Origin of the sequence: Pseudoalteromonas sp. MMG012, from assembly GCF_018100875.1 — a bacterium.
Classification (GTDB): Bacteria; Pseudomonadota; Gammaproteobacteria; order Enterobacterales; family Alteromonadaceae; genus Pseudoalteromonas; species Pseudoalteromonas aurantia.
The window spans coordinates 1-20,015 of sequence record NZ_JAGJEF010000081.1 but is presented as its reverse complement, the minus strand read 5'-3'; the positions used below and the strand labels follow the sequence as shown (position 1 = coordinate 20,015).

Here is a 20,015-nt window from a genome sequence, read left to right as displayed (position 1 = left end):
AATAGGCAAGTCGACTTGTACCATGCTTTCTAAGGCGCGTTTTTTGAGTAATAGATCTTTGATAAGCGGAGTTAATACCAGCTCCATTGCTAAGCCCATTTTCCCACCTGGTACGACAAGGGTGTTCATTCTTGACATAAAGCTGCCTTCTATCATTTGCAGGTAATAGGGGAAATTAACGTCGTCGATACCACGAAAGCGGATCACCACAAAACTTTCATCTAAAGAGGGAATATCTTTAGCGCTAAATGGGTTTGACGTGTCGACAGTCGGCACTCGTTGAAAGTTGATATGGGTACGTGAGAATTGGGGGGTGATGTGGGTAATGTAATCATCCATACTGCGCACAATCGAGCTCATCACGGCTTCGCGTGAATGACCTCGTTCGTTGGTGTCACGGATCATTTTTTGGATCCACTCAAGGTTGATAATTGGCACCATACCGATAAGTAAATCGACGTGTTTAGCAACGTCATGTTCTTGTGTTACTACGCCGCCATGAAGGCCCTCATAAAAAAGCACATCGGTATTTTTATCAAGCTGCTGGTAGGGCGTAAATGTGCCGGGTAGCTGATTATACGGAACGGCATCATCAAAAGTATGCAAATACCGGCGAACACGGCCTTCACCGAGCTGACCATAATTGTCAAAGAGCTCCTCTAGTGCACAAAAGTCATTGGCTTCTTTGCCAAAGTAGCTGATGTGTTTACCTTCTTGTAATGCTTCGCGTTTGAGCTTATCCATTTCTGGGCGGGTATAACGGTGAAAGCTGTCCCCTTCAATCAATGCAGCATTGGCATCAAGACTACGAAAGATATGCTTGATAGCATTGGTGGTGGTCGTTGTTCCTGCACCTGAGCTACCTGTAATGGCTATTATCGGATGTTTTTGCGACATATTCGCCTCATGAACTCAGTAATTGGGAACGTTTGTGAAATTGATGTTACCTGATGCCGGCAAGATAGCAAGCTTTGTGCTTTGTTTAGCAAGTGGTTATCATAGGCAAAAAAGACAGGGAATATTATGAAGGTTCTAGTTTTTATCAGTACACTGTGGTGTGCATTTATCAGTATGCATGCCATTTCAGCCATGCCAAGTAGCCAATTGTTTGTGGCTGAAAAAACGGCGCAAGGTGTTAAAGTGAAAGCCATTACATCGGATGGTAGTTACCATAACCAGCCACTTACAACCGATGGCGGCGTGTATTTCACCAAAGAGTTAAGCACTCAAGAGGGCAGTCAAACAGACTTGTTTTTCTATGACTTTACCACGCAGCAAACGCGTAACCTCACAAATTCCCCCGTCTCGGAATATTCACCGACTTTATACCCTCACGATGACGGCCTATCAACCATTGTGGTTGAAAGTACAGGTAAGCAGCGGCTTTGGTTTTATCCATTTGATAGTGCTCGTAAAGCATCGCCTTTATTGGCACATATAGACCCTGTGGGTTATCACGTGTGGGGTGAACAGCAAGATGTGATGTTATTTGTGTTGGGCACGCCACATGAACTGCACTTCACAGATACCAATGGTCATTTACCTAAGTTAGTTGCTAAAGACATTGATAGAAGCTTAGCGTTTAATAAAGCCAAGCAGGTTTATTCATTTACTTACAATAAAAATAATCAGCTATGGCTGGCAACTTATTCACCAAAAACAGAATTGGTGACATCACATTTTGTGTTACCTAAACCAGTGCGAGATTACACCTGGTTAGATTATGACACCGTTGCCTATGCGTTGAATAATCGAATTTACACACGCTCTATCACTTCTCCTAAAGTGGTGTCTCAATGGATGAACTTAACCCAGTATTGCAAAACACAGGTAACACGATTGAGTTACCGTGCCGGGAAAATGGCATTTGTTTGTAAGAAGCGTTAATTATTGCTGAAAAAAGCAGGCTTGTTGTCTAAAATACGCAGCAAGTATCATGAATGATAAAGATAAGGCAAGGTATGGCTATTTTAGTTACAGGTGGTGCAGGGTATATCGGATCACATACTGTTTTAGAGCTTTTGAATGAAGGTGAGCAGGTTGTGGTGGTTGATAATCTGTGTAATTCATCTTCAGAGTCGCTCACCCGTGTGAAAGATATCACGGGTAAAGACGTAGTATTTCATCAAGGTGATATTTTAGATAAAGCTTTTCTAGATAACGTTTTTCAACAGCATACGATTGATCAGGTTATTCATTTTGCAGGCTTAAAGGCGGTAGGTGAGTCTGTTCGTAAGCCGGTTGAGTATTATCAAACCAACGTACAGGGCACATTAACCTTACTGGATACGATGCGGGATGCTGGCGTATTTAAGTTGGTGTTTAGTTCGTCGGCGACGGTATATGGCGATCCTGCGAGTTTACCAATTCGTGAAGATTTCCCAGTGGGGGGCACGACTAACCCCTATGGTACATCTAAATTAATGGTTGAAATGGTTTTACAAGATGTGGCGAAGTCAGACCCGCGTTGGGCATTTGCTATATTGCGTTACTTTAACCCCGTTGGGGCACATGAATCTGGTCGTATTGGCGAAGACCCTAACGGTATCCCGAATAATTTGCTGCCGTATATTGCACAAGTTGCCGTAGGTAAGCTAGAAAGCCTAGGGGTGTTTGGCAACGACTATGACACGGTGGATGGCACGGGCGTGCGCGATTACATTCACGTGGTTGATTTGGCTTTAGGGCATTTAAAAGCGCTGACACACATAAGCCGTCATAGTGGCGTGCATATTTATAATTTAGGCACAGGCAATGGCTATTCAGTGTTACAGATGGTGCAGGCATTTGAAACTGCGTCTGATAAAGCGGTGCCTTATACGATTTCACCGCGTAGAGAAGGTGATATCGCGGCATGCTATGCAGCTCCAGAGAAAGCTCGTACGGAACTTAACTGGCAAGCTGAGCGTGGTATTGACGAGATGATGCAAGATACATGGCGCTGGCAAAGTGGTAATCCACAAGGCTATAGCGCATAAGCGTATTTTTGCAGGTCGACAATTCAAATAAAGCCCCATATTAGGGCTTTTCATTTTTGATAGTTTTATTCTAATTGACGAGGTTATGCCATGGCCAGTTCAGACTTGGCACCAAGCCAGCGTCTGACTAAGGGCTCAATCATATCAGGGTGGCTTTTCATCAGCGTAAATGCCAGTGGGCGTACCTGATTCAATAAGGCTTTGTCGCGGTTTAAATCGGCAATTTTAAATTCTGCAAGGCCAGTTTGTTTAGTCCCAAGTACTTCTCCTGGGCCGCGAATTTCTAAATCACGTTCAGCAATAACAAACCCGTCATTACTATCACGTAACACGCCTAAGCGCTTTTGTGCAGTGACAGATAAAGGAGCATGATACAAAAGTAGGCAGTGGGATGCGATGGCCCCTCGGCCCACTCGACCACGCAATTGGTGTAATTGTGCTAATCCTAGTCTTTCTGGGTTTTCAATGATAATCAGGCTGGCGTTTGGGACATCTACACCGACCTCTATAACCGTGGTAGCCACTAAAACGTGTGTGTCACCGCGTTTAAAGGCTGCCATGATCTCTTGTTTTTCTTTGGCTTTCATTCTGCCGTGCACTAAGGCAATTTTGAGTTCAGGCAATAATTCAGTGAGCTGTTGTGCGGTATCTTCAGCAGCTTGGCATTGCAATGCTTCTGATTCATCAATGAGTGTGCAGACCCAATATACTTGGCGGTTATCGTCTACACAGGCTTTTTTTACACGCTCGATGACTTGCTCTCGGCGTGTATCAGGCACGGCAACCGTCATGATCGGGGTTCGCCCTGGCGGCAGTTCATCTATGACTGAGGTTTCTAAGTCGGCATAAGCGGTCATTGCCAAGGTACGAGGAATTGGTGTCGCAGTCATGACTAGCTGGTGGGGGTAACAGTCATTAAATTTCCCTTTCTCACGTAATGCGAGTCGTTGATGAACACCAAAACGATGTTGTTCATCAATGATGATCAATGCAAGGTTATAAAACTGCACTTGTTCTTGAAATAATGCATGGGTACCAATGACCATTTGCGCTTTACCAGAACTAATTTGCTCCAGTACTTTTTCACGCTCTTTGCCTTTAGTTTTACCGCCGAGCCAAACCACTTCAATACCAAGCTGAGTAAACCAAGCGGTAAAGTTAATACCATGTTGTTCTGACAGTATTTCGGTGGGGGCCATTAAGGCCACTTGATACCCTTTGGCAATTGCGGTGAGTGCCGCAAGGGCTGCAACCAAGGTTTTACCAGAGCCAACATCGCCTTGCACGAGTCGCATCATCGGAAATGGCTGTTGTAAGTCTTGTTTAATTTCTGCCACAACACGGCTTTGTGCATTGGTAGGTGAAAAAGGCAACTCAGCCAAAAATAGGGATTCGAATGTATTCGTTGGTGGTAAAGGCACTGCTTTAACGGCTTGGCCTTTTTGTCTTAACTGTAACAAACTGAGATTTTGTGCCAGCAATTCTTCAAATGCCAGACGCTGCTGGGCAGGGTGCTGACCTAGTTCAAGTTCGGTGAGGTTAATGTCTTGCGGCGGCCTGTGTAGCAGAAGTACCGCCTCAGTGACACTCAGTTGTGAGGGGCGATATTGACTGGGTAAGTACTCTTCTATTTGATACTTTTCTAATAGGGCCAGAGCTTTATTAGCGATAGACCGAATACTGAGCTGTTTCAGCCCTTCAGTGGTAGGGTAAACCGCTGTTAAGGTGCTTAGTTCAGGGTCTAATGGTTCACTTTGACACTCTCTAATACTGTATTCAGGGTGTGCCATTTCAAAGCCTGCGCGGCCCCTGCGTACTTCACCAAAGCAGCGAATGATTTTTCCCGTCGCCATGGCATTTTTTTGTGCGGCGTTAAAGTTAAAAAACCGCAGCGTTAAACGGCCAGTGCCGTCATTGACTTGGCAGACCAACATGCGACGTTTGCCAATGGTAATTTGTGCATGTTCTATTTCCGCTTCAATGCTCACATGGCTATGGGCACTCAATTGTGCGATTGAGTATGTTCTGGCCCTGTCTTCGTAGCGCAGCGGTAAATGAAAAAGCATATCTTGGACACTACGAATACCCAACTTAGCCAGTTTTTCAGCCACTTTAGGGCCGACACCTTTTAACTCAGTGATTGGGTAGCTTGATAGAGTGGGGTTCGACATACTTTTCCTTGTTATTTATTTGGGGTTGCTAAACTTAAGCGTGTTCCAAAAGGTTTCATCTGCAACAATTTCGCCATCGTCATCTAACTCAGGGTAAGGTAAGCCTTTTTCCACGCAGCGCTCAGCGATAATCGGGTGACAGCCCTCAAACAATAAGCGATGTTTAATACTTTCATCAAGCATATCATTACGTTGATAGCAGCCAGCGGCTTCTCGTTGTCTTTGTGCTTCATATAAAATGAGTGCAGCAGCCACCGATACATTTAACGATTGCACCATGCCTTCCATCGGGATCACGATGTGTTGATCGGCATGTGCCAAAGCATCATCTGATATACCCGTACGTTCTTGACCGACGATAATTGCGGTAGGCTTGGTGTAATCAATTTCCCTGAAATCGACCGCACTGTCGCTGAGGTTAGTAGCCAGTATTTGAATGTCTGGGTTTTGCGCTCTAATGGCGCCGACGGCATCATGAATGTCATCGTGCATATGGGTTTCTACCCAGTTTTTACTGCCTCCAGAGGTATTGTTTGTTAAGCGGCGCTGCTCTTGTGGCCAAACAGCATGGACATGGTGACACCCGACTGCATCAGCAGTACGCACGATTGCTGATAGGTTATGATGTTTATGTACCTCATCTAAACAGACGGTTAAATCAGTTTGTCGCCTATCTAAGACGCGTTTCACGCGATGGTAGCGTTTATTGTCCATCGTTATACTGCTCACAGAATCAAAATTTTGGCGATTATACCGAAATTATGGGTTAACTTCACGGGCGATAGGGTTTTGCAGTGAGATCAAGGTTTCTGTTGATTGAATGGCTTCAATAGTTTGAATTTTATTGATCAATACATCTTGTAAGTGTTCGATGGAGCGTGTCATTACCTTGATGAAAATACTGTAATTACCTGTGGTGTAATAGGCTTCTACAACTTCTTCAAAACCTTCTAACTGCATTATTGTATCAGGGTAATCTCTAGCATGTTTCAAGTTGACGCCAATAAAGCAGCACACATCGAAGCCTAACTTTTTAGGATTTATGGTGACGCGAGTGCCTTGAATTATCCCTGCCTGCTTCATTTTTTCTACACGAACATGAATGGTTCCTGCACTTACATCAAAACGCTTGGCCAATTCTGCATACGCAGCCCTTGCATTGTCCATGAGTGCATTCAAAATGGATTTATCGAGATTATCGATTTGATAATTTTCCAATATATTTACCACTGTTTTTTATTGATTATATAAAATATAACGGTATTTTTTGGGTATTAATATAGGCTTTTGTTATTTTTGTTGAGGCATGTTGATTTTTGGTTCGATTTTGTTGACGATGTGTTTAAGCCATGCAGAGCAGGGCAATAAAAATTCAACAGGTTTAAATTGGGAATGAGGTCCGGTTATGAAAACAACTTATCAGCAAACACAGCAACAAATTAGCAGCGTAAAACGTATTTTTTCTGAACAGTTAGAAAGCCGTTTAGGTTTAATGGAAGTGCAAGCACCTATTTTGGCTAAAGTCGGTGATGGCATTCAAGATAACTTAAGTGGCACCGAAAAAGCTGTTTCAGTGTCGGTTAAAGCGATCCCTGATGCACACTTCGAAGTGGTTCATTCATTGGCGAAATGGAAGCGCAAAACACTTGGTGATTATGGCTTTGCAATTGGAGAGGGACTTTATACGCATATGAAGGCACTGCGCCCGGATGAAGATAGGCTCTCACCTATTCACTCAGTATATGTAGACCAGTGGGACTGGGAAAAAGTAATTAGCACCGAAGTAGATCGTTCTTTAGCGGGTTTAAAGCAAACTGTCACCGAGTTATATGAGGCTATTAAGTCGACTGAGCAAAGCGTTGCGAGCCAGTTTGGGTTAACGCCATTCTTACCTGAATCAATTACATTTGTACACAGTGAAGATTTACTGAAAATGTACCCAGACTTTACTGCGAAACAACGTGAAAAAGCCATAGCCCAAGAATATGGCGCAGTATTTCTCATAGGCATTGGCGGTGCATTGAGTGATGGTAAAATTCATGATGTTCGTGCGCCTGATTATGATGATTGGTCGACACCAACCTGTGATAAATACAGTGGCTTAAATGGTGATATTTTAGTTTGGAACCCTATTTTAGAAGATGCATTTGAGATTTCTTCAATGGGTATTCGAGTGTGCCCTGAAGCTTTAAAACGTCAACTGGAAATAACTCAGGATAGAGCGCGTTTAGCACATGACTGGCACCAACAATTGGTAGCGGGTGATATGCCGCAAACCATTGGGGGAGGCATCGGACAGTCACGTTTAGTTATGTTGTTATTACAAAAACAGCATATTGCGCAGGTGCAGGTGGGTGTCTGGACGAATGACATCGTTACGCAAGTGGAAGGAATACTTAAATAATAACAGGGTACGAATTAACTTGTTTTGAAATCAATCTCGATTTTTCCATCTTGTAAACTAGCAGTACAGGGTGGATAACTTCGATTGGTTTTATACACTCTATCAAATATATGGATCTCGACCCCAGGGTTAAGGGCTTGATTTGCTGTTAACTTTGTTTGTTCAAGTAAGTCATGTAAGTTTAATTCGAGTTGTGAGAGTTGTTGTTCTAGTTCTTCAGCTTGATGGCAATAATGTTGCTGGGTTGCACCTATTTTTGCCATCAGCTGCTTTTTCTTTTCTACATCTTTTAGCATATCAGCTTTTTCGATTGCTTGTTGTAGTGTGTTTAACTGATCATCAGTTTGGCTAAGTGCTTTTAAACAATCATCTGATTCTTTCGTTATTTTCATCCCACTACGGGCTAAGTATATAGACATTTTAGCGCCAGATTCACTGCCTATCTCTCCAGCAATGACCATTTTAGCATCTAATATTTCTCCACCGAGCAGCTTCCCTTTCGGGTGTTCATCAATACCGACTTGAATGAGCTTGTTGGCTTTTATATCGCAGTGGTTACTTTGCCTATCAATGAAGACGTTGTCGGCTTCTATATAGGTATATTGGCCGTGAGAGAGATGAATATCTCCTTCAGCAATCAGTCGGCAAGTGAGCCCTTCGTCATTATTTTTATGGTCAAGGTGGCCTATCACGGCTTGCTTGACCTCTATGCTACCACCGCTTTTTAACTCTCCAGATTCAACAGAACCCATCACTGTAATGTCACCTTTAGCCGTGACTTTCATACCGGGGGCAACGCCTTGAGTAACGATAACACTGCCATTAAAATCGACATGCCCGCTTCGTACGTTGACTTCACCAATGGTAAATACATCATCTACTCGCATGCCATTTTGAATACTGGAAGGGCAGCCTGCAATAGTGGCAACGAGTTCAAGAGGATTCGCTGGTGATATTTGTGTGCCTTCACCTGCCATCAGTTGAAAAGATTCACCAGGCAGTGGAATGATGGAATCTCCGACGACATTAAAGCCTTCTTTGCCAGGTGTGGCTGGGCGTTGCGTAATTAAGACTGTCCCTGGTGCTACGCTTGTTAGTGCCCCAAAATCACGCATATCAACCGTACCATCTTCTCTTAGTTTAGGCTGTTTGAGTCTTTCTTTTACGGTTTGCACATGCTGTATTAGTTTTGCTGGTTGTCCATCTACAGATGGGCGGCCTTGTGCTACGATACCTGAGACTTCAACCCCAGGTTCTAATTCAAGTTGCTTGGTAAGGATTTGTTCTAGATAAGCTTGTTTATAGCCTCTACTGACACCTGCTTTGACAATTTCTTTTTTTGCATCTTCAATAGTAACCGACTTACCCCCTTGGGCTGTCGTTAAATTACCAATGGCTTGCATTTGATCGTCAGAAACTTGCACTGAAAAGCAAGCATCATGTTGCTTGGCAACCACAAGTTGTTGCTCAGGATATTCGTTAGTGAAATGCGCTTTGATAGATTCATGATCGACTGCACAATCAGCATAAGGTGAGCGTTCAAGCGCTTCCACAATAAATGCAGCGCTGGGCGGATTAAGTTCCGCGATATTTAGAAGGATATTGCCATTATGTGCCAATTTAAACACGAGTATCATCCTTTACTGTTATTATTGTGAGAGATTAGCTCAAACATTGAACAAATCATTGGATATTCACAGAGTGCTAAATTAATAGTATGTAGTCAAGTGCTTAAGGTCAAAGTTCCGGCAATAAAAAACCCACCAAAAGGTGGGTTTTTCATTCATACACAAATTAATTTGTTGACGGTAATTCCATAATTCCATCAATTTCAATTTGTACACCTTTTGGTAACTCGCGTACACCAATGGCTGCGCGAGCAGGGTATGGCGTTGCAAAGTGCTGGCTCATTATTTCATTTACGGTTGCAAAATTACTGAGGTCCGTGAGGAAAATATTAACTTTCACCATGTCTTGTAATTGACCGCCTGAGGCTTCGCACACAGCCGTTAAATTTTTGAATACCTGTTGTGCTTGTTCTGCAAAGTCTTCAGAAATAACTTCCATTGTTTCAGGCACGAGTGGGATCTGTCCTGATAAATAAACCGCAGTACCTACTTTAACTGCTTGATTGTAAGTACCGATAGCAGCCGGAGCTTGATCTGTGGAAATAATCACTTTATTCATTGTGTGTCCTACTTTTTCCGATATACACGTTGTACATCAGGCATCACGCGAATACGACGCATAATATTAGCGACATGTATTCTATCCTTTACAGTGACACCTAAATCAATGATGTACAAATTGCTTTCTTTTTCATCTGTTGCAATTTCCACGATATTAGCATTGGTTGTTGCAACTACGTTGGTTAGTTTAGCTAATGCACCCTGATGATTAATAATTTCTACACGCAAGGCGGCGATGTATTCTTTTTCTGGGTTATCTTCCCATTTTACGATGACATATTTTGAACGCTCACTTTGCCATCCTTTAATGTTTTTACATTCTTGGCGGTGAACCGTCAATCCTTTGCCTTGGCTTACATACGCGGTAATTGCATCGCCAGGTACAGGGCGACAACACTTGGAGTAATTCACAAGCATGCCTTCAGTACCGATGATCGCGGCTTTGGCTTGTTGTGCTATATTTTCAAGTCCTTCCTCTGCTTGCAATAATCTTTTTGCAACGAGCACACTCATGATATTACCACTGCCAATTTCAACCAGCAGTTCCAGCAAACTAGAAAGGTTTTGTTCTTCAAGTACCAAGTCGACTTGTTCAGGGGCGATATCATCGAGCTTTTGCTCGCCTAACGCTGAATCGAGCAATCGGCGGCCTAGCAATATAGCTTCTTCTTGATGTTGACTCTGAAGGTAATTTCGCACACCAAGTCGTGCCTTACCGGTGACGATAAAGTTTAACCAAGTGGCATTAGGGTGAGCACCAGAGCTGGTAATTACTTCAACCGTTTGCCCTGTGTCTAGTGCCTTACTGAGTGGGTAAGGTTTGCGGTTTACTCGGGCGCCAACACAGGTATTACCTACATCGGTATGCACTGCATAAGCAAAATCAACAGCTGTTGCACCCATTGGTAGCTCTACAATACGGCCATCAGGCGTGAAAACATAAATTTCTTCAGGAAAGAGCTCTGTTTTGACGTTTTCCACAAATTCAAATGATGAACCGGCACTTTGTTGAAGCTCCAGTAAGCTCTGCATCCATTGACGTGCGCGCTGTTGTGCCGTATTGCCTGCGCTGTCACCAGATTTTTTATACATCCAATGGGCCGCGACCCCCATATCTGCCATTTGATCCATATCGAGTGTTCGTATTTGGATCTCTACAGGGATCCCATGAGGGCCGACGAGTGACGTGTGCAGTGATTGATAACCATTGGTTTTCGGTACTGCGATATAATCTTTAAATCGTGTTTCTATCGGCTTGTAGAGATTATGTGCTACACCTAATACGCGATAGCAAGTATCCATACTGTTTACATTAATGCGAAATGCGTAGATATCCATGACTTCATTAAACAATAATTCTTTGTTTAACATTTTTCGATAAATACTATAGAGATGTTTTTCTCTGCCACTAACCGACGCTTCAATACCGGATTCTTTTAAGCGGCTTTCAATTTCAGTTTGTATATTACTGATGACTTCTTTTCGATTACCACGTGCTTTCGCAACTTCCGATTTCAGTGCTCTGTGACGCATTGGGTAAAGCGCTTGAAACCCTAAATCTTCTAATTCGTTCTTGATATCGTGAATACCTAAACGATTAGCAATCGGGGCAAATATTTCTAACGTTTCTCTCGCAATTCGGCGGCGTTTGTCTGGGCGTAATGCTCCCAAAGTTCGCATATTATGAGTACGATCAGCCAGCTTAATCAAAATGACACGAATGTCTTGTGTCATTGCCATGATCATTTTTCGATAGTTTTCAGCTTGGAATTCTTTTTTATCTTTGAAGCTTAACTTATCAAGCTTACTTACACCTTCGACTAATTCAGCGACGGTATTACCAAATATCTCAGCAAGGTCTTGTTGACTAAAATCAGTGTCTTCAATAACGTCATGCATTAACGCGGCCATGAGCGTTTCATGATCAAGGCGCATTCCTGCAAGAATTTGGGTTACTTCAACAGGGTGAGTAATATAAGGCTCACCACTTGAGCGAGTTTGTCCTTCATGTGCCTCACGGGCTACAACGTAAGCTTTTTGCACGAGCTCAACGTCAGCAGGAAGTAAATACTCAGAGATTTTCTTTTTTAGGCCTTCAAAAAGGTACATTCACACTCCGATGTTCCAGTGAAGTAATAGATATGTTACGAATATACGATGAATTTCAAGATAAACCAACGGCTAGTTGGGACTTTATGGTGATTACATAAATAAAAGTATGAGGGATTCAAGGTAATCGAAAGTAATTTTTGTTTAATAAAAACAGCAATGCCAGCAAAAAGTGCTGGCATTGTCGTATTTTTGTTGCAGGTTATTAGCTGTTTCCGCCAACAATTGCTGCTACAGCTGCAAGTTCAGCTGCTTCTTGGTTTTGTTGTTCTTCACGATCAATTAAATCAAGTGAAGAGCTGTCAACCAAGCCCTTTTCAATTTCACGCAAAGCGATAACCGTTGGTTTGTCGTTTTCAGGATCAACCATAGGATCTTTACCACCTACAGCGATTTGACGAGCGCGACGCGCTGCTACCAAGATTAAATCAAAACGGTTACCAATTGCATCTACTGCATCTTCTACAGTTACGCGAGCCATCGAAGCACTCCAAAGTTATTCATTTCCAAAAGGCTAGTTTACTGCACACAAGCCATTTCGCCAAGTGGGTGGTTAAAATTTATCTCTATTTTACTTTAAAAGATCAGAAATGAGTGACTGGTAACGAATATTTTGTGCCTTTAGCTCTAATCGAGCTGCGATGACTATGTGTTCAAGTTGCTTTAGTGTTGCTGCAAAGTCATCATTTATGAGCACGTAGTCAAATTCGCTATAGTGTGAGCTTTCTGATTTGGCTTGTGCCATTCGACTGGCGATAACTTCTTGTGAGTCTTGCCCACGATTATTTAAGCGTTGCTCTAATTCAGTTTTTGATGGAGGTAAAATGAAAATGGTTTTAACCTCAGGCATGAGCTTTCTGACTTGTTGTGCACCTTGCCAATCAATGTCTAAGAACACATCGATACCAGCGGCGAGTTGCTGCTCGATGGCGGCTTTTGAAGTACCGTAATAGTTTTCAAACACTTGCGCCCATTCAAAAAAATCATTTTTCTCGATGAGTGATTTGAATTGCTCAACATTTACGAAATGGTAATGTTCGGCGTTGTTTTCACCCGGTCGAGGGTTGCGGGTGGTATGAGAAACAGAGACTTTCACGTCATTATGTTTATCTAGTAATGCTTTGATCAGGCTTGATTTCCCAGCACCTGATGGGGCTGATAAAATAAATAAGTTACCGCGAGCTGTTTCGGTCATCGTCAATCGCCAGTTTATTTGAGCAGATGCCGTGACCTGCCCATGAAAATTAATAGAGTCAGGTATTTTAAACTTTACTGGCTTGAGTTACCAGCGGTGCATATGAATTCAACGCTTTTGAGGTGACGCAACGCCACAAAGGTGCTTCTAAATAACTAGAAGCACCGGCGAATGGTTATTCGCTCTGATAGGGACTTCCGTTGGAAATCCAATCGGCGGCGGGGTGTCCTTTTAGATGATGGTCGTAATACTCCATCATACGAATTGAGAAATCGACTTGATTAGGAAATTGCTTCAAATGGTGAGGCTCACCTTCATATTGCAAGAAAGTGGCATCTTTTCCCAAACGTCGTAATGCTAAATAATATTGAATACCTTCTTGCCAAGGTACGGCGCCATCTTTGTCACCAAACATCATTAAAATAGGGGTGTTGACTTTGTCCGCAAAAAAGACAGGGGAGTTTTCAATGTATAAATCGAGCGCTTGATGTAACGGCTTACCTATACGGCTTTGACCGGTTTCGTATTGAAACTGCCGTGCGAGGCCTGATTTCAGTCTTATACCACTATATGCGGATGTCATATTGGTCACTGGTGCACCAGACACAACGGCTTTAAACATATCGGTTTGTGTGATCATATACGCACTTTGATAGCCAGCCCAAGAATGGCCTTGTAATCCTATTTTATCAGGGTGCGCAACCCCGATATCAATGAGCTTTTGTGCTGCGTTAATCATAGTTTGTGTAGAAGATGGACCTGGTTTGCCAATTTCAAATCGAATATCAGGCAAAAATATTGCGTAACCATTAGAAGTGAACATTGGGAAATTAGGGCGATGATTTAGCTCCATTTTTGGAAAGTCATACATGCGTTGGCTCATATAACGGTAGAAATAAATCACCACCGGCAGTTTGTCGCCTGCCCGGTAATTTTCAGGCTTGATTAATACGCCTTGTAAGTCTTCACCATTGTACCCTTTGTACTTGATAAGTTCAGGCTTTTGACCCCATGAGAATTTAGCGGCTTGAGGATTAAGATTAGTGACTTTTTTCGGATTAAGACAGGTACTATTGGTTTGCCAGATATCCGGGAACTCATGATAACTTTGTTTGGTAAAGAGTAATGTATCGCTATGTTTGGCTTTTTTTAGCACATCAAAACGCGCGGCATCACTGAGCACAGTAGTGAGTTTATTATCTTTTAACGATAGAGTTGCAATGTGCGTTTGCTTATTATTCAAGTTATGGGCACTTAATGTAAGCGTTTGACCCGGTGTAAAACCAGTAGCTAACTTGTCAAGATGACGCACACGATACTGTGTTTTGGTTTCTCTGCCTTGAGTTAAGCGAGCGGCTGTGTTTGTGGTTACGTCAAAGGCCCAAATATCATATTTGCTGTAGGCGTATAGCGTTTTACCATCCAGTTGCCATCCTGCGAATTTATAGCCAGCTTGTTCACTGGGGTAATCATGTTTATCATCGGCAAAAATAGCATGATTAATATTATGAGTGAGCGATGTACGGGTATTCGTGCTCAAGTCTTTGAGCCAAATTTGCTGGTTTTGAAAGTATGCCGCAAATTGACCTGTTGGTGAGAGTGACGGTTTAAAGCGTGTTCGCGTTGTAATGCTTTTTTTATCACCATTTTTTACATTAACAGCGTAATAGTCGTAGAAGAAGCCGTTATACATGATTTCTTCTAGGTAGGCGGTATTATCACTTCCTAACAAGAATTGAGCTTCCGTATGCAGTGTGAGATCTTGAACCTGAGGACCGGAAAGTTGCGCTACTTTTTCATTATTTATATGGTACACCGCTTGATAATGACGATGTTTATTGGTTTCTTGCCATGTTTTAACTTCTCTAGGTTTAATTTGTGCATCGTCATTGTGCCAAATTTTTAGGCCTTTTTGAGCGCGAATAGTATCATAATCATACAGTGAGGCTGTCTTGAGGTACTTTAACTCAGGGGTTTTTACGTTGAGCTCGGGACGATTTTGAAAGTACAGACGTTCCCCATGTTCAGACCACGTCAACTTGGCTGTTTTAGCCGTAAACCATCCGTCAGAGTTTTTTACCGACTTAAGTGTGTTGGTCGCAGCGTTCCAGAGTGTTACTTGGTAATTGCGGCGGCGAGGGTCGTCGTTTACATAGTTGCCCATATTGAACGCGACAAGTGGCTTTGTTGGATGCCATGTTGCTTGACTTAGTGTAACACCCGGTTCACTGATAAGGGGTGTTTGCTTAGCGTTAGACAGATGAAAAAAGCCAATTTGGTTTTGACTACCATTACTATTATGGGTAGCAAAAATAACACCATGACTTGTGGGGCTTAATGCGTACTTGCCAACTTGTGCAACACGATGTGTGGTGTTTGTACTGAGATTTACAATCACCAGTGTGTGATGTTCATCTTTTTTATCTGCTGCAATCTCTGCATCTATTGTTTCATCTTTCTTTTTCTGCTCGTCCTGATGTACTTCACGGTATGCAAGCCAAAGACCATCGTCAGACACTTGATAGTCTTTTACTTTAGAGAATATTTGTTGTTCTTTTGTGGTGGTATTGATGAGTACGAGATCATTCGTGAGTGCTTTTTTTTGTTTTTTTGTGGCAGTTTCAGTTTCTAGTAAAGACGGTATTTTAGTAAATGAAACCCAAAGTGCATTTTTATTGATTTGCGGTTTAATCCCACGCTCGACGGTCGTTAATAGCTGATTGTTTTTGAGTGAATAAATATGGCCGACAGCGTCACCACGATAAGGGGTTGCAGAAAACGATAGCCATGCTCCATTTTCAGACAATTGTGTATTTTTAGCATACTTAAAGTCAAATACATCTTTAAATTCTAACGGCTTCTGGCCATATGCTGCGGTACTTAAAAGCACAGAGGCAATGGCAAACGAAGTAACTTTCATCATGAGTTATATTCTTTATTTTTAGACTTATGGTCAGTTTTAGCACTTTTTTGTAGGGTAAATAAAGTGTCGTGCGTTTAGCGTGCAGGTTAACCAGATAGATAGCGTGTCACAGAGTATCAGAAACCCTAAAGGCGCGATAACGCGTGAATTTAAGAGAAAAGTAGCTAAGAGGAGATACTCTACTCACTCAAATTACTCAAGTGAGTAGGGCATTTTAGTTTAACCAGATCTTTTGAAGCTCAAGCCACTGAGTTTCAAATTGTTGACTGGGACGCGCAGTAAAGTCGCTGCGCACGAATTGATTCATTTTACCTTCTACGTAGGCGAGAAAAAAATTAGCCAAAGCAGCTTCATCAATTAAAAAGGTTTTACCCTCTCGTAATTTTCGCTCTCGTAACACTTGTTTAAATTGTGTTTCTAGCTTTTCGAAGAAACTTTGCACGCGTTCACGCAGACGCTCTTGTTCACCTTGCAGTGCATCACCTGTTAGGATGCGGGTTATCCCTGGGTTTTTTTCTGAGAATGTCAGTAAGAGTACCAAGATGTTATAAACACGGCTCTGAGTTTCTTTCTCATTATCTAAGATCAAATTAATACGAGAGAGTAAAGTGTCTTCGATAAACTCAATCAAGCCTTCAAACATCCGAGCTTTACTGGGAAAGTGTCTATATAGTGCGGCTTCTGAAACGCCCACCTCAGCAGCCAATTTTGCAGTAGTGATGCGTTGACCTGGGCTCGTTTCTAACATTTGTGCGAGAGATTGAAGTATTTGCTCTTTGCGGTTACTGCGTTTGGTCGCTGGCATGAACCTTCCTCTATATTATCGTTATTATGGTCAGTGCAAACCCCAAGCTGTTTACACATATACTTGGATCCATATGTTAATGTTTTATTCAGTTTCGTGCCAGTATTTTCAAAACCACTTACTTAAGACGTTTGGCTAATGCGTGTAAGAGTTGCATTGCCAGCTGCTGTTTACTCGTAGCTGGTAAATTTAGACTATCATCAGGCCAGTATAGAGTGAGCGCATTGTTGTTTGCATTAAACCCGAGACCTTGCACAGACACATCGTTGGCACAGATCATATCTAAGTTTTTATTTTTGAGTTTATCTTGTGCATAGACCGAGGTATTTTGAGTCTCTGCTGCGAAACCAACGGTATACGGGCGCTGTGCTTTAAGCGCTGCCACGTGTGCTATCACGTCGGGGTTTTTGATCATGGTGAGTGTGATTTCGTCACCTTGTTTTTTAATTTTTTGATCTGAGATAGTCGCTGCACGATAGTCTGCAACCGCTGCACAGCCAATAAAAATATCAGATTGAGGTGCTAAATGCATGGCCGATTTTAACATGTCTTCTGCACTTTCTATTGGGAAGACTTTTGCGTGCGAAGGGGGGGCAATGGCGACGGGGCCAGAGATGATGTTCACTTTTGCGCCTAATGAGAGTGCAGCTTGTGCAATTGCATACCCCATTTTTCCGGAACTATGATTACTAATGAATCGCACCGGGTCGAGCGCTTCTCTGGTTGGCCCTGCAGTGATGGTAATGGTTTTCCCTGCAAAAAGTGGTTCGTGAGATAATGTTAAGCAATGTTCTACGAGTTCTAGTGGTTCAAGCATTCTCCCCGCACCGATATCACCACAGGCTTGTTCTCCTTTACCTGGACCCCAAATTTCGACTCCTCGTGTCTGCAGTGTGTCCAAGTTTGCTTGTGTCGCTGCATGGGCATACATTTGCTGATTCATTGCCGGTGCAACAGCCACTTTGGCGGGCGTGGCTAATAGTAAAGTGGTGAGTAAATCATCGGCAATACCTTGCGCCATCTTTGCTAGAATATTACAGCTTGCTGGAGCGACTAAAATTAAATCAGCCCATTTTGCCAGCTCTATGTGGCCCATTGCGGCTTCAGCGCTTGGGTCTAGTAATGAATCTGCGACGGGCTCTGCCGATACGGCTTGCATTGTCAGTGGGGTAATAAAGTGTTTGGCTGACTCGGTCATCACGACTTTGACGCGACAGCCACGCTCACTCAGCCTTCTGACAAGTTCTGCACATTTATATGCTGCGATACCCCCACTGATCCCGAGGACAATATTTTTGATTGGTTGGCCCATAACTTAGCTCACCATAGAATAATTTAATTTCACGATGGTGCTAAAGATACCACACAGAAACGGCGCTGTTTAGGTAAGCAGTACATGCGTCTTTGAAATTCATCAATGACTGACTACACTTTTGTTTACACAGGTGCATCACTAAGGATAGAAAATGCAACTAACAATGCTGCCAAAGCATGACCGCCCAAGAGAGAAGTTGTTAATTCAAGGAGCCAGTAGGCTAACCGATGCAGAATTACTTGCTATTTTTTTACGTACCGGCATAAAAGGGATGAATGCCATTGAGCTGGCTGATTATTTATTGGTGCAGAGTAAATCACTTCATAACCTTTTTAATGCTAACTTGGCAGACTTCTCGGCTTTTAAAGGACTAGGAGAAGCAAAGTATGTACAACTACAAGCTGTGCTAGAGTTAAGTAAGCGTTATATAAAAGAGCAGTGCCATCGTAGCAATATTTTAGATTCACCAAATGCAGTTAATGATTATTTAACGATACAGCTAAGAGGACTCGACCATGAAGTATTTATGGTGCTCTATTTGGATAATCAAAATCGATTAATCACAGATGAAATTTTGTTTAGAGGCACCATCAATGCTGCATCAGTTTACCCAAGAGAAGTGGTTAAAGCAGCATTAAAGCATAATGCTGCATCGATTATTTTTGCCCACAATCATCCCAGTGGCTTGGCTGAACCAAGCCAAGCAGACAAATTAATTACCCAAAAATTGCAAAAAGCGTTGGCTTTGGTTGATATTGCGGTTTTGGATCATTTGATTGTTGCAGCTGAGCAGTGTGTTTCTTTTGCGCAAAGAGGCCTAATTTAGCTGGGTTGACACTATAAAGCTGTAAAAAACATCGCTTTGTGGGCCTTTTTGTAAAATAGTTTAATTTAAATGCAGTTTTTACTTTCCCTAACGGCATTCGATCATTATAATTGGCCGCTATCAAATTTACACATGAGCTGATTAGATAGGATCAGATCCTTGATCTCTACCTGTATATGCTGTATAAAGAGCGCCCTCTGATTTACCCTGGGGCCACAGTATTGTCCAAGGGGAAATTAAAAGCTCGAGCGAAGTTATTGGAGATACATAGACATGTCTAAAGTCTGTCAAGTTACAGGTAAGCGCCCAGTGGTTGGTAATCACCGTTCACACGCGCGCAACGCTACTAAGCGTCGCTTCCTACCTAACCTACAAACTCACCGTTTCTGGGTTGAAAGCGAAAAACGTTTCGTTTCACTACGTACTACCACTAAAGGTATGCGTATTATTGATAAAAAAGGCATCGACGCGGTTCTTACTGAAATCCGTGCTCGCGGCGAAAAAGTTTAAGGAGCTGGGATATGCGTGATAAGATCCGTTTAGTTTCTACTGCTGGTACTGGTTATTTCTACACTACCGACAAGAACAAGCGTAACATGCCTGAAAAAATGGAAATCAAAAAGTTCGATCCTAAGGTTCGTAAACATGTGATTTTCAAAGAAGCAAAAATCAAGTAATTTTGCTTTTGAAAGAATATTAAAAACCCAGCTTAGGCTGGGTTTTTTGTTTCTGTGATATGTGATGACACTTAAGCATTTCGCAGTATAGCTAGTTAACCTCAGCTCTGGATAAGCAAATTTGCCCAATAAAGCTATTTTTCTCACTCTCGGCGTTGCCTTCATTTGTAATAACCCGCTATTACTGCATAAAAGCGCTTTGATATTGAACAAAATATCATCATTGGATTGTACGTAAGTTTGTTTTCAAAACATTTTCTATTCCAAAACTCTTATCCAAACGTGAGCTTAGTTATTGGTTCTTATTTAAGCTTAAAATATGTATATCACTTTGCATTGGCTGTGCCTGTACATAGGTGATTGCGCTCTGGTCTGGATGGACGGTATATTGATGAGTAAAATTGGGTGGAGCGGACATAACAA

The 20,015-nt window shown here is 42.4% G+C and carries 18 protein-coding genes; 6 read left to right on the top strand and 12 right to left on the bottom strand.

Annotation, left to right across the window (positions count from 1 at the left end; all coding sequences use genetic code 11):
* Positions 1–897: phosphoribulokinase (locus tag J8L97_RS19645; RefSeq protein ID WP_010366600.1), on the bottom strand; the 897-nt coding region annotated here is incomplete at its 3' end.
* A gap of 126 nt (positions 898–1,023) precedes the next feature.
* Between J8L97_RS19645 and J8L97_RS19640 the strand changes: the two genes are divergently transcribed.
* A complete protein-coding gene (locus J8L97_RS19640) occupies positions 1,024–1,887 on the top strand; it encodes a hypothetical protein (protein WP_211052262.1) in 864 nt (287 codons plus the stop codon).
* Between the two features lie 74 nt (positions 1,888–1,961).
* On the top strand, positions 1,962–2,978 hold the full coding sequence (gene galE / locus J8L97_RS19635; RefSeq protein WP_211052260.1) for a UDP-glucose 4-epimerase GalE: 1,017 nt from the start codon (positions 1,962–1,964) through the stop codon (positions 2,976–2,978).
* An 83-nt stretch (positions 2,979–3,061) separates the two neighbouring features.
* Here the strand turns inward: galE and recG are convergent, their stop codons facing one another.
* From recG to asnC, 3 genes are read right to left on the bottom strand one after another with little or no spacing between them, the layout of a single operon-like run.
* A complete protein-coding gene (gene recG, locus J8L97_RS19630; protein ID WP_211052258.1) occupies positions 3,062–5,149 on the bottom strand; it encodes an ATP-dependent DNA helicase RecG in 2,088 nt (695 codons plus the stop codon).
* A 15-nt stretch (positions 5,150–5,164) separates the two neighbouring features.
* Positions 5,165–5,863 carry a tRNA (guanosine(18)-2'-O)-methyltransferase TrmH gene (gene trmH, locus J8L97_RS19625; RefSeq protein WP_211052256.1) on the bottom strand — a complete coding sequence of 233 codons (699 nt, stop codon included), beginning with the start codon at positions 5,861–5,863 and terminating at the stop codon, positions 5,165–5,167.
* 45 nt (positions 5,864–5,908) lie between these two features.
* Positions 5,909–6,367 carry a transcriptional regulator AsnC gene (gene asnC / locus J8L97_RS19620; protein ID WP_210996484.1) on the bottom strand — a complete coding sequence of 153 codons (459 nt, stop codon included), beginning with the start codon at positions 6,365–6,367 and terminating at the stop codon, positions 5,909–5,911.
* 187 nt (positions 6,368–6,554) lie between these two features.
* On the opposite strand from asnC, the gene asnA reads away from it, so the two are divergent.
* Entirely contained in the window at positions 6,555–7,553 is a 999-nt protein-coding gene (gene asnA / locus J8L97_RS19615; RefSeq protein ID WP_211052255.1) for an aspartate--ammonia ligase, read from the top strand.
* A gap of 14 nt (positions 7,554–7,567) precedes the next feature.
* On the opposite strand, the gene J8L97_RS19610 is transcribed toward asnA, so the two are convergent.
* The 8 genes from J8L97_RS19610 to coaBC all read right to left on the bottom strand — a co-directional run bounded on the left by J8L97_RS19610 (position 7,568) and on the right by coaBC (position 18,086).
* The gene (locus tag J8L97_RS19610) at positions 7,568–9,181 is read right to left on the bottom strand and encodes a DUF342 domain-containing protein (RefSeq protein ID WP_211052254.1); all 1,614 of its coding nucleotides are present in this window, start codon (positions 9,179–9,181) and stop codon (positions 7,568–7,570) included.
* A gap of 166 nt (positions 9,182–9,347) precedes the next feature.
* The gene (locus J8L97_RS19605; protein WP_192505913.1) at positions 9,348–9,740 is read right to left on the bottom strand and encodes a RidA family protein; all 393 of its coding nucleotides are present in this window, start codon (positions 9,738–9,740) and stop codon (positions 9,348–9,350) included.
* An 8-nt stretch (positions 9,741–9,748) separates the two neighbouring features.
* On the bottom strand, positions 9,749–11,851 hold the full coding sequence (gene spoT / locus J8L97_RS19600; protein ID WP_192505912.1) for a bifunctional GTP diphosphokinase/guanosine-3',5'-bis pyrophosphate 3'-pyrophosphohydrolase: 2,103 nt from the start codon (positions 11,849–11,851) through the stop codon (positions 9,749–9,751).
* 205 nt (positions 11,852–12,056) lie between these two features.
* Positions 12,057–12,332, bottom strand: coding sequence for a DNA-directed RNA polymerase subunit omega (gene rpoZ, locus J8L97_RS19595; protein ID WP_010364220.1), 276 nt, complete (start codon positions 12,330–12,332; stop codon positions 12,057–12,059).
* A 90-nt stretch (positions 12,333–12,422) separates the two neighbouring features.
* Positions 12,423–13,046, bottom strand: a complete 624-nt coding sequence (gmk, locus tag J8L97_RS19590; RefSeq protein ID WP_211052253.1) for a guanylate kinase — start codon at positions 13,044–13,046, stop codon at positions 12,423–12,425.
* A 175-nt stretch (positions 13,047–13,221) separates the two neighbouring features.
* Positions 13,222–15,966 carry a prolyl oligopeptidase family serine peptidase gene (locus J8L97_RS19585; RefSeq protein WP_247688748.1) on the bottom strand — a complete coding sequence of 915 codons (2,745 nt, stop codon included), beginning with the start codon at positions 15,964–15,966 and terminating at the stop codon, positions 13,222–13,224.
* A gap of 217 nt (positions 15,967–16,183) precedes the next feature.
* Entirely contained in the window at positions 16,184–16,774 is a 591-nt protein-coding gene (gene slmA / locus J8L97_RS19580; RefSeq protein ID WP_192505909.1) for a nucleoid occlusion factor SlmA, read from the bottom strand.
* Positions 16,775–16,892: 118 nt separating this feature from the next.
* The gene (coaBC, locus tag J8L97_RS19575) at positions 16,893–18,086 is read right to left on the bottom strand and encodes a bifunctional phosphopantothenoylcysteine decarboxylase/phosphopantothenate--cysteine ligase CoaBC (protein ID WP_211052251.1); all 1,194 of its coding nucleotides are present in this window, start codon (positions 18,084–18,086) and stop codon (positions 16,893–16,895) included.
* Positions 18,087–18,240: 154 nt separating this feature from the next.
* Between coaBC and radC the strand changes: the two genes are divergently transcribed.
* From radC to rpmG, 3 genes are all read left to right on the top strand, one after another.
* Positions 18,241–18,915, top strand: a complete 675-nt coding sequence (radC, locus tag J8L97_RS19570) for a RadC family protein (protein WP_192505907.1) — start codon at positions 18,241–18,243, stop codon at positions 18,913–18,915.
* A 273-nt stretch (positions 18,916–19,188) separates the two neighbouring features.
* Positions 19,189–19,425 carry a 50S ribosomal protein L28 gene (gene rpmB / locus J8L97_RS19565; protein ID WP_010364213.1) on the top strand — a complete coding sequence of 79 codons (237 nt, stop codon included), beginning with the start codon at positions 19,189–19,191 and terminating at the stop codon, positions 19,423–19,425.
* Between the two features lie 11 nt (positions 19,426–19,436).
* Positions 19,437–19,592 (top strand): 50S ribosomal protein L33, encoded by a 156-nt coding sequence (rpmG, locus tag J8L97_RS19560; RefSeq protein ID WP_010364212.1) that lies wholly within the window; start codon positions 19,437–19,439, stop codon positions 19,590–19,592.
* Positions 19,593–20,015: the final 423 nt, after the last annotated feature.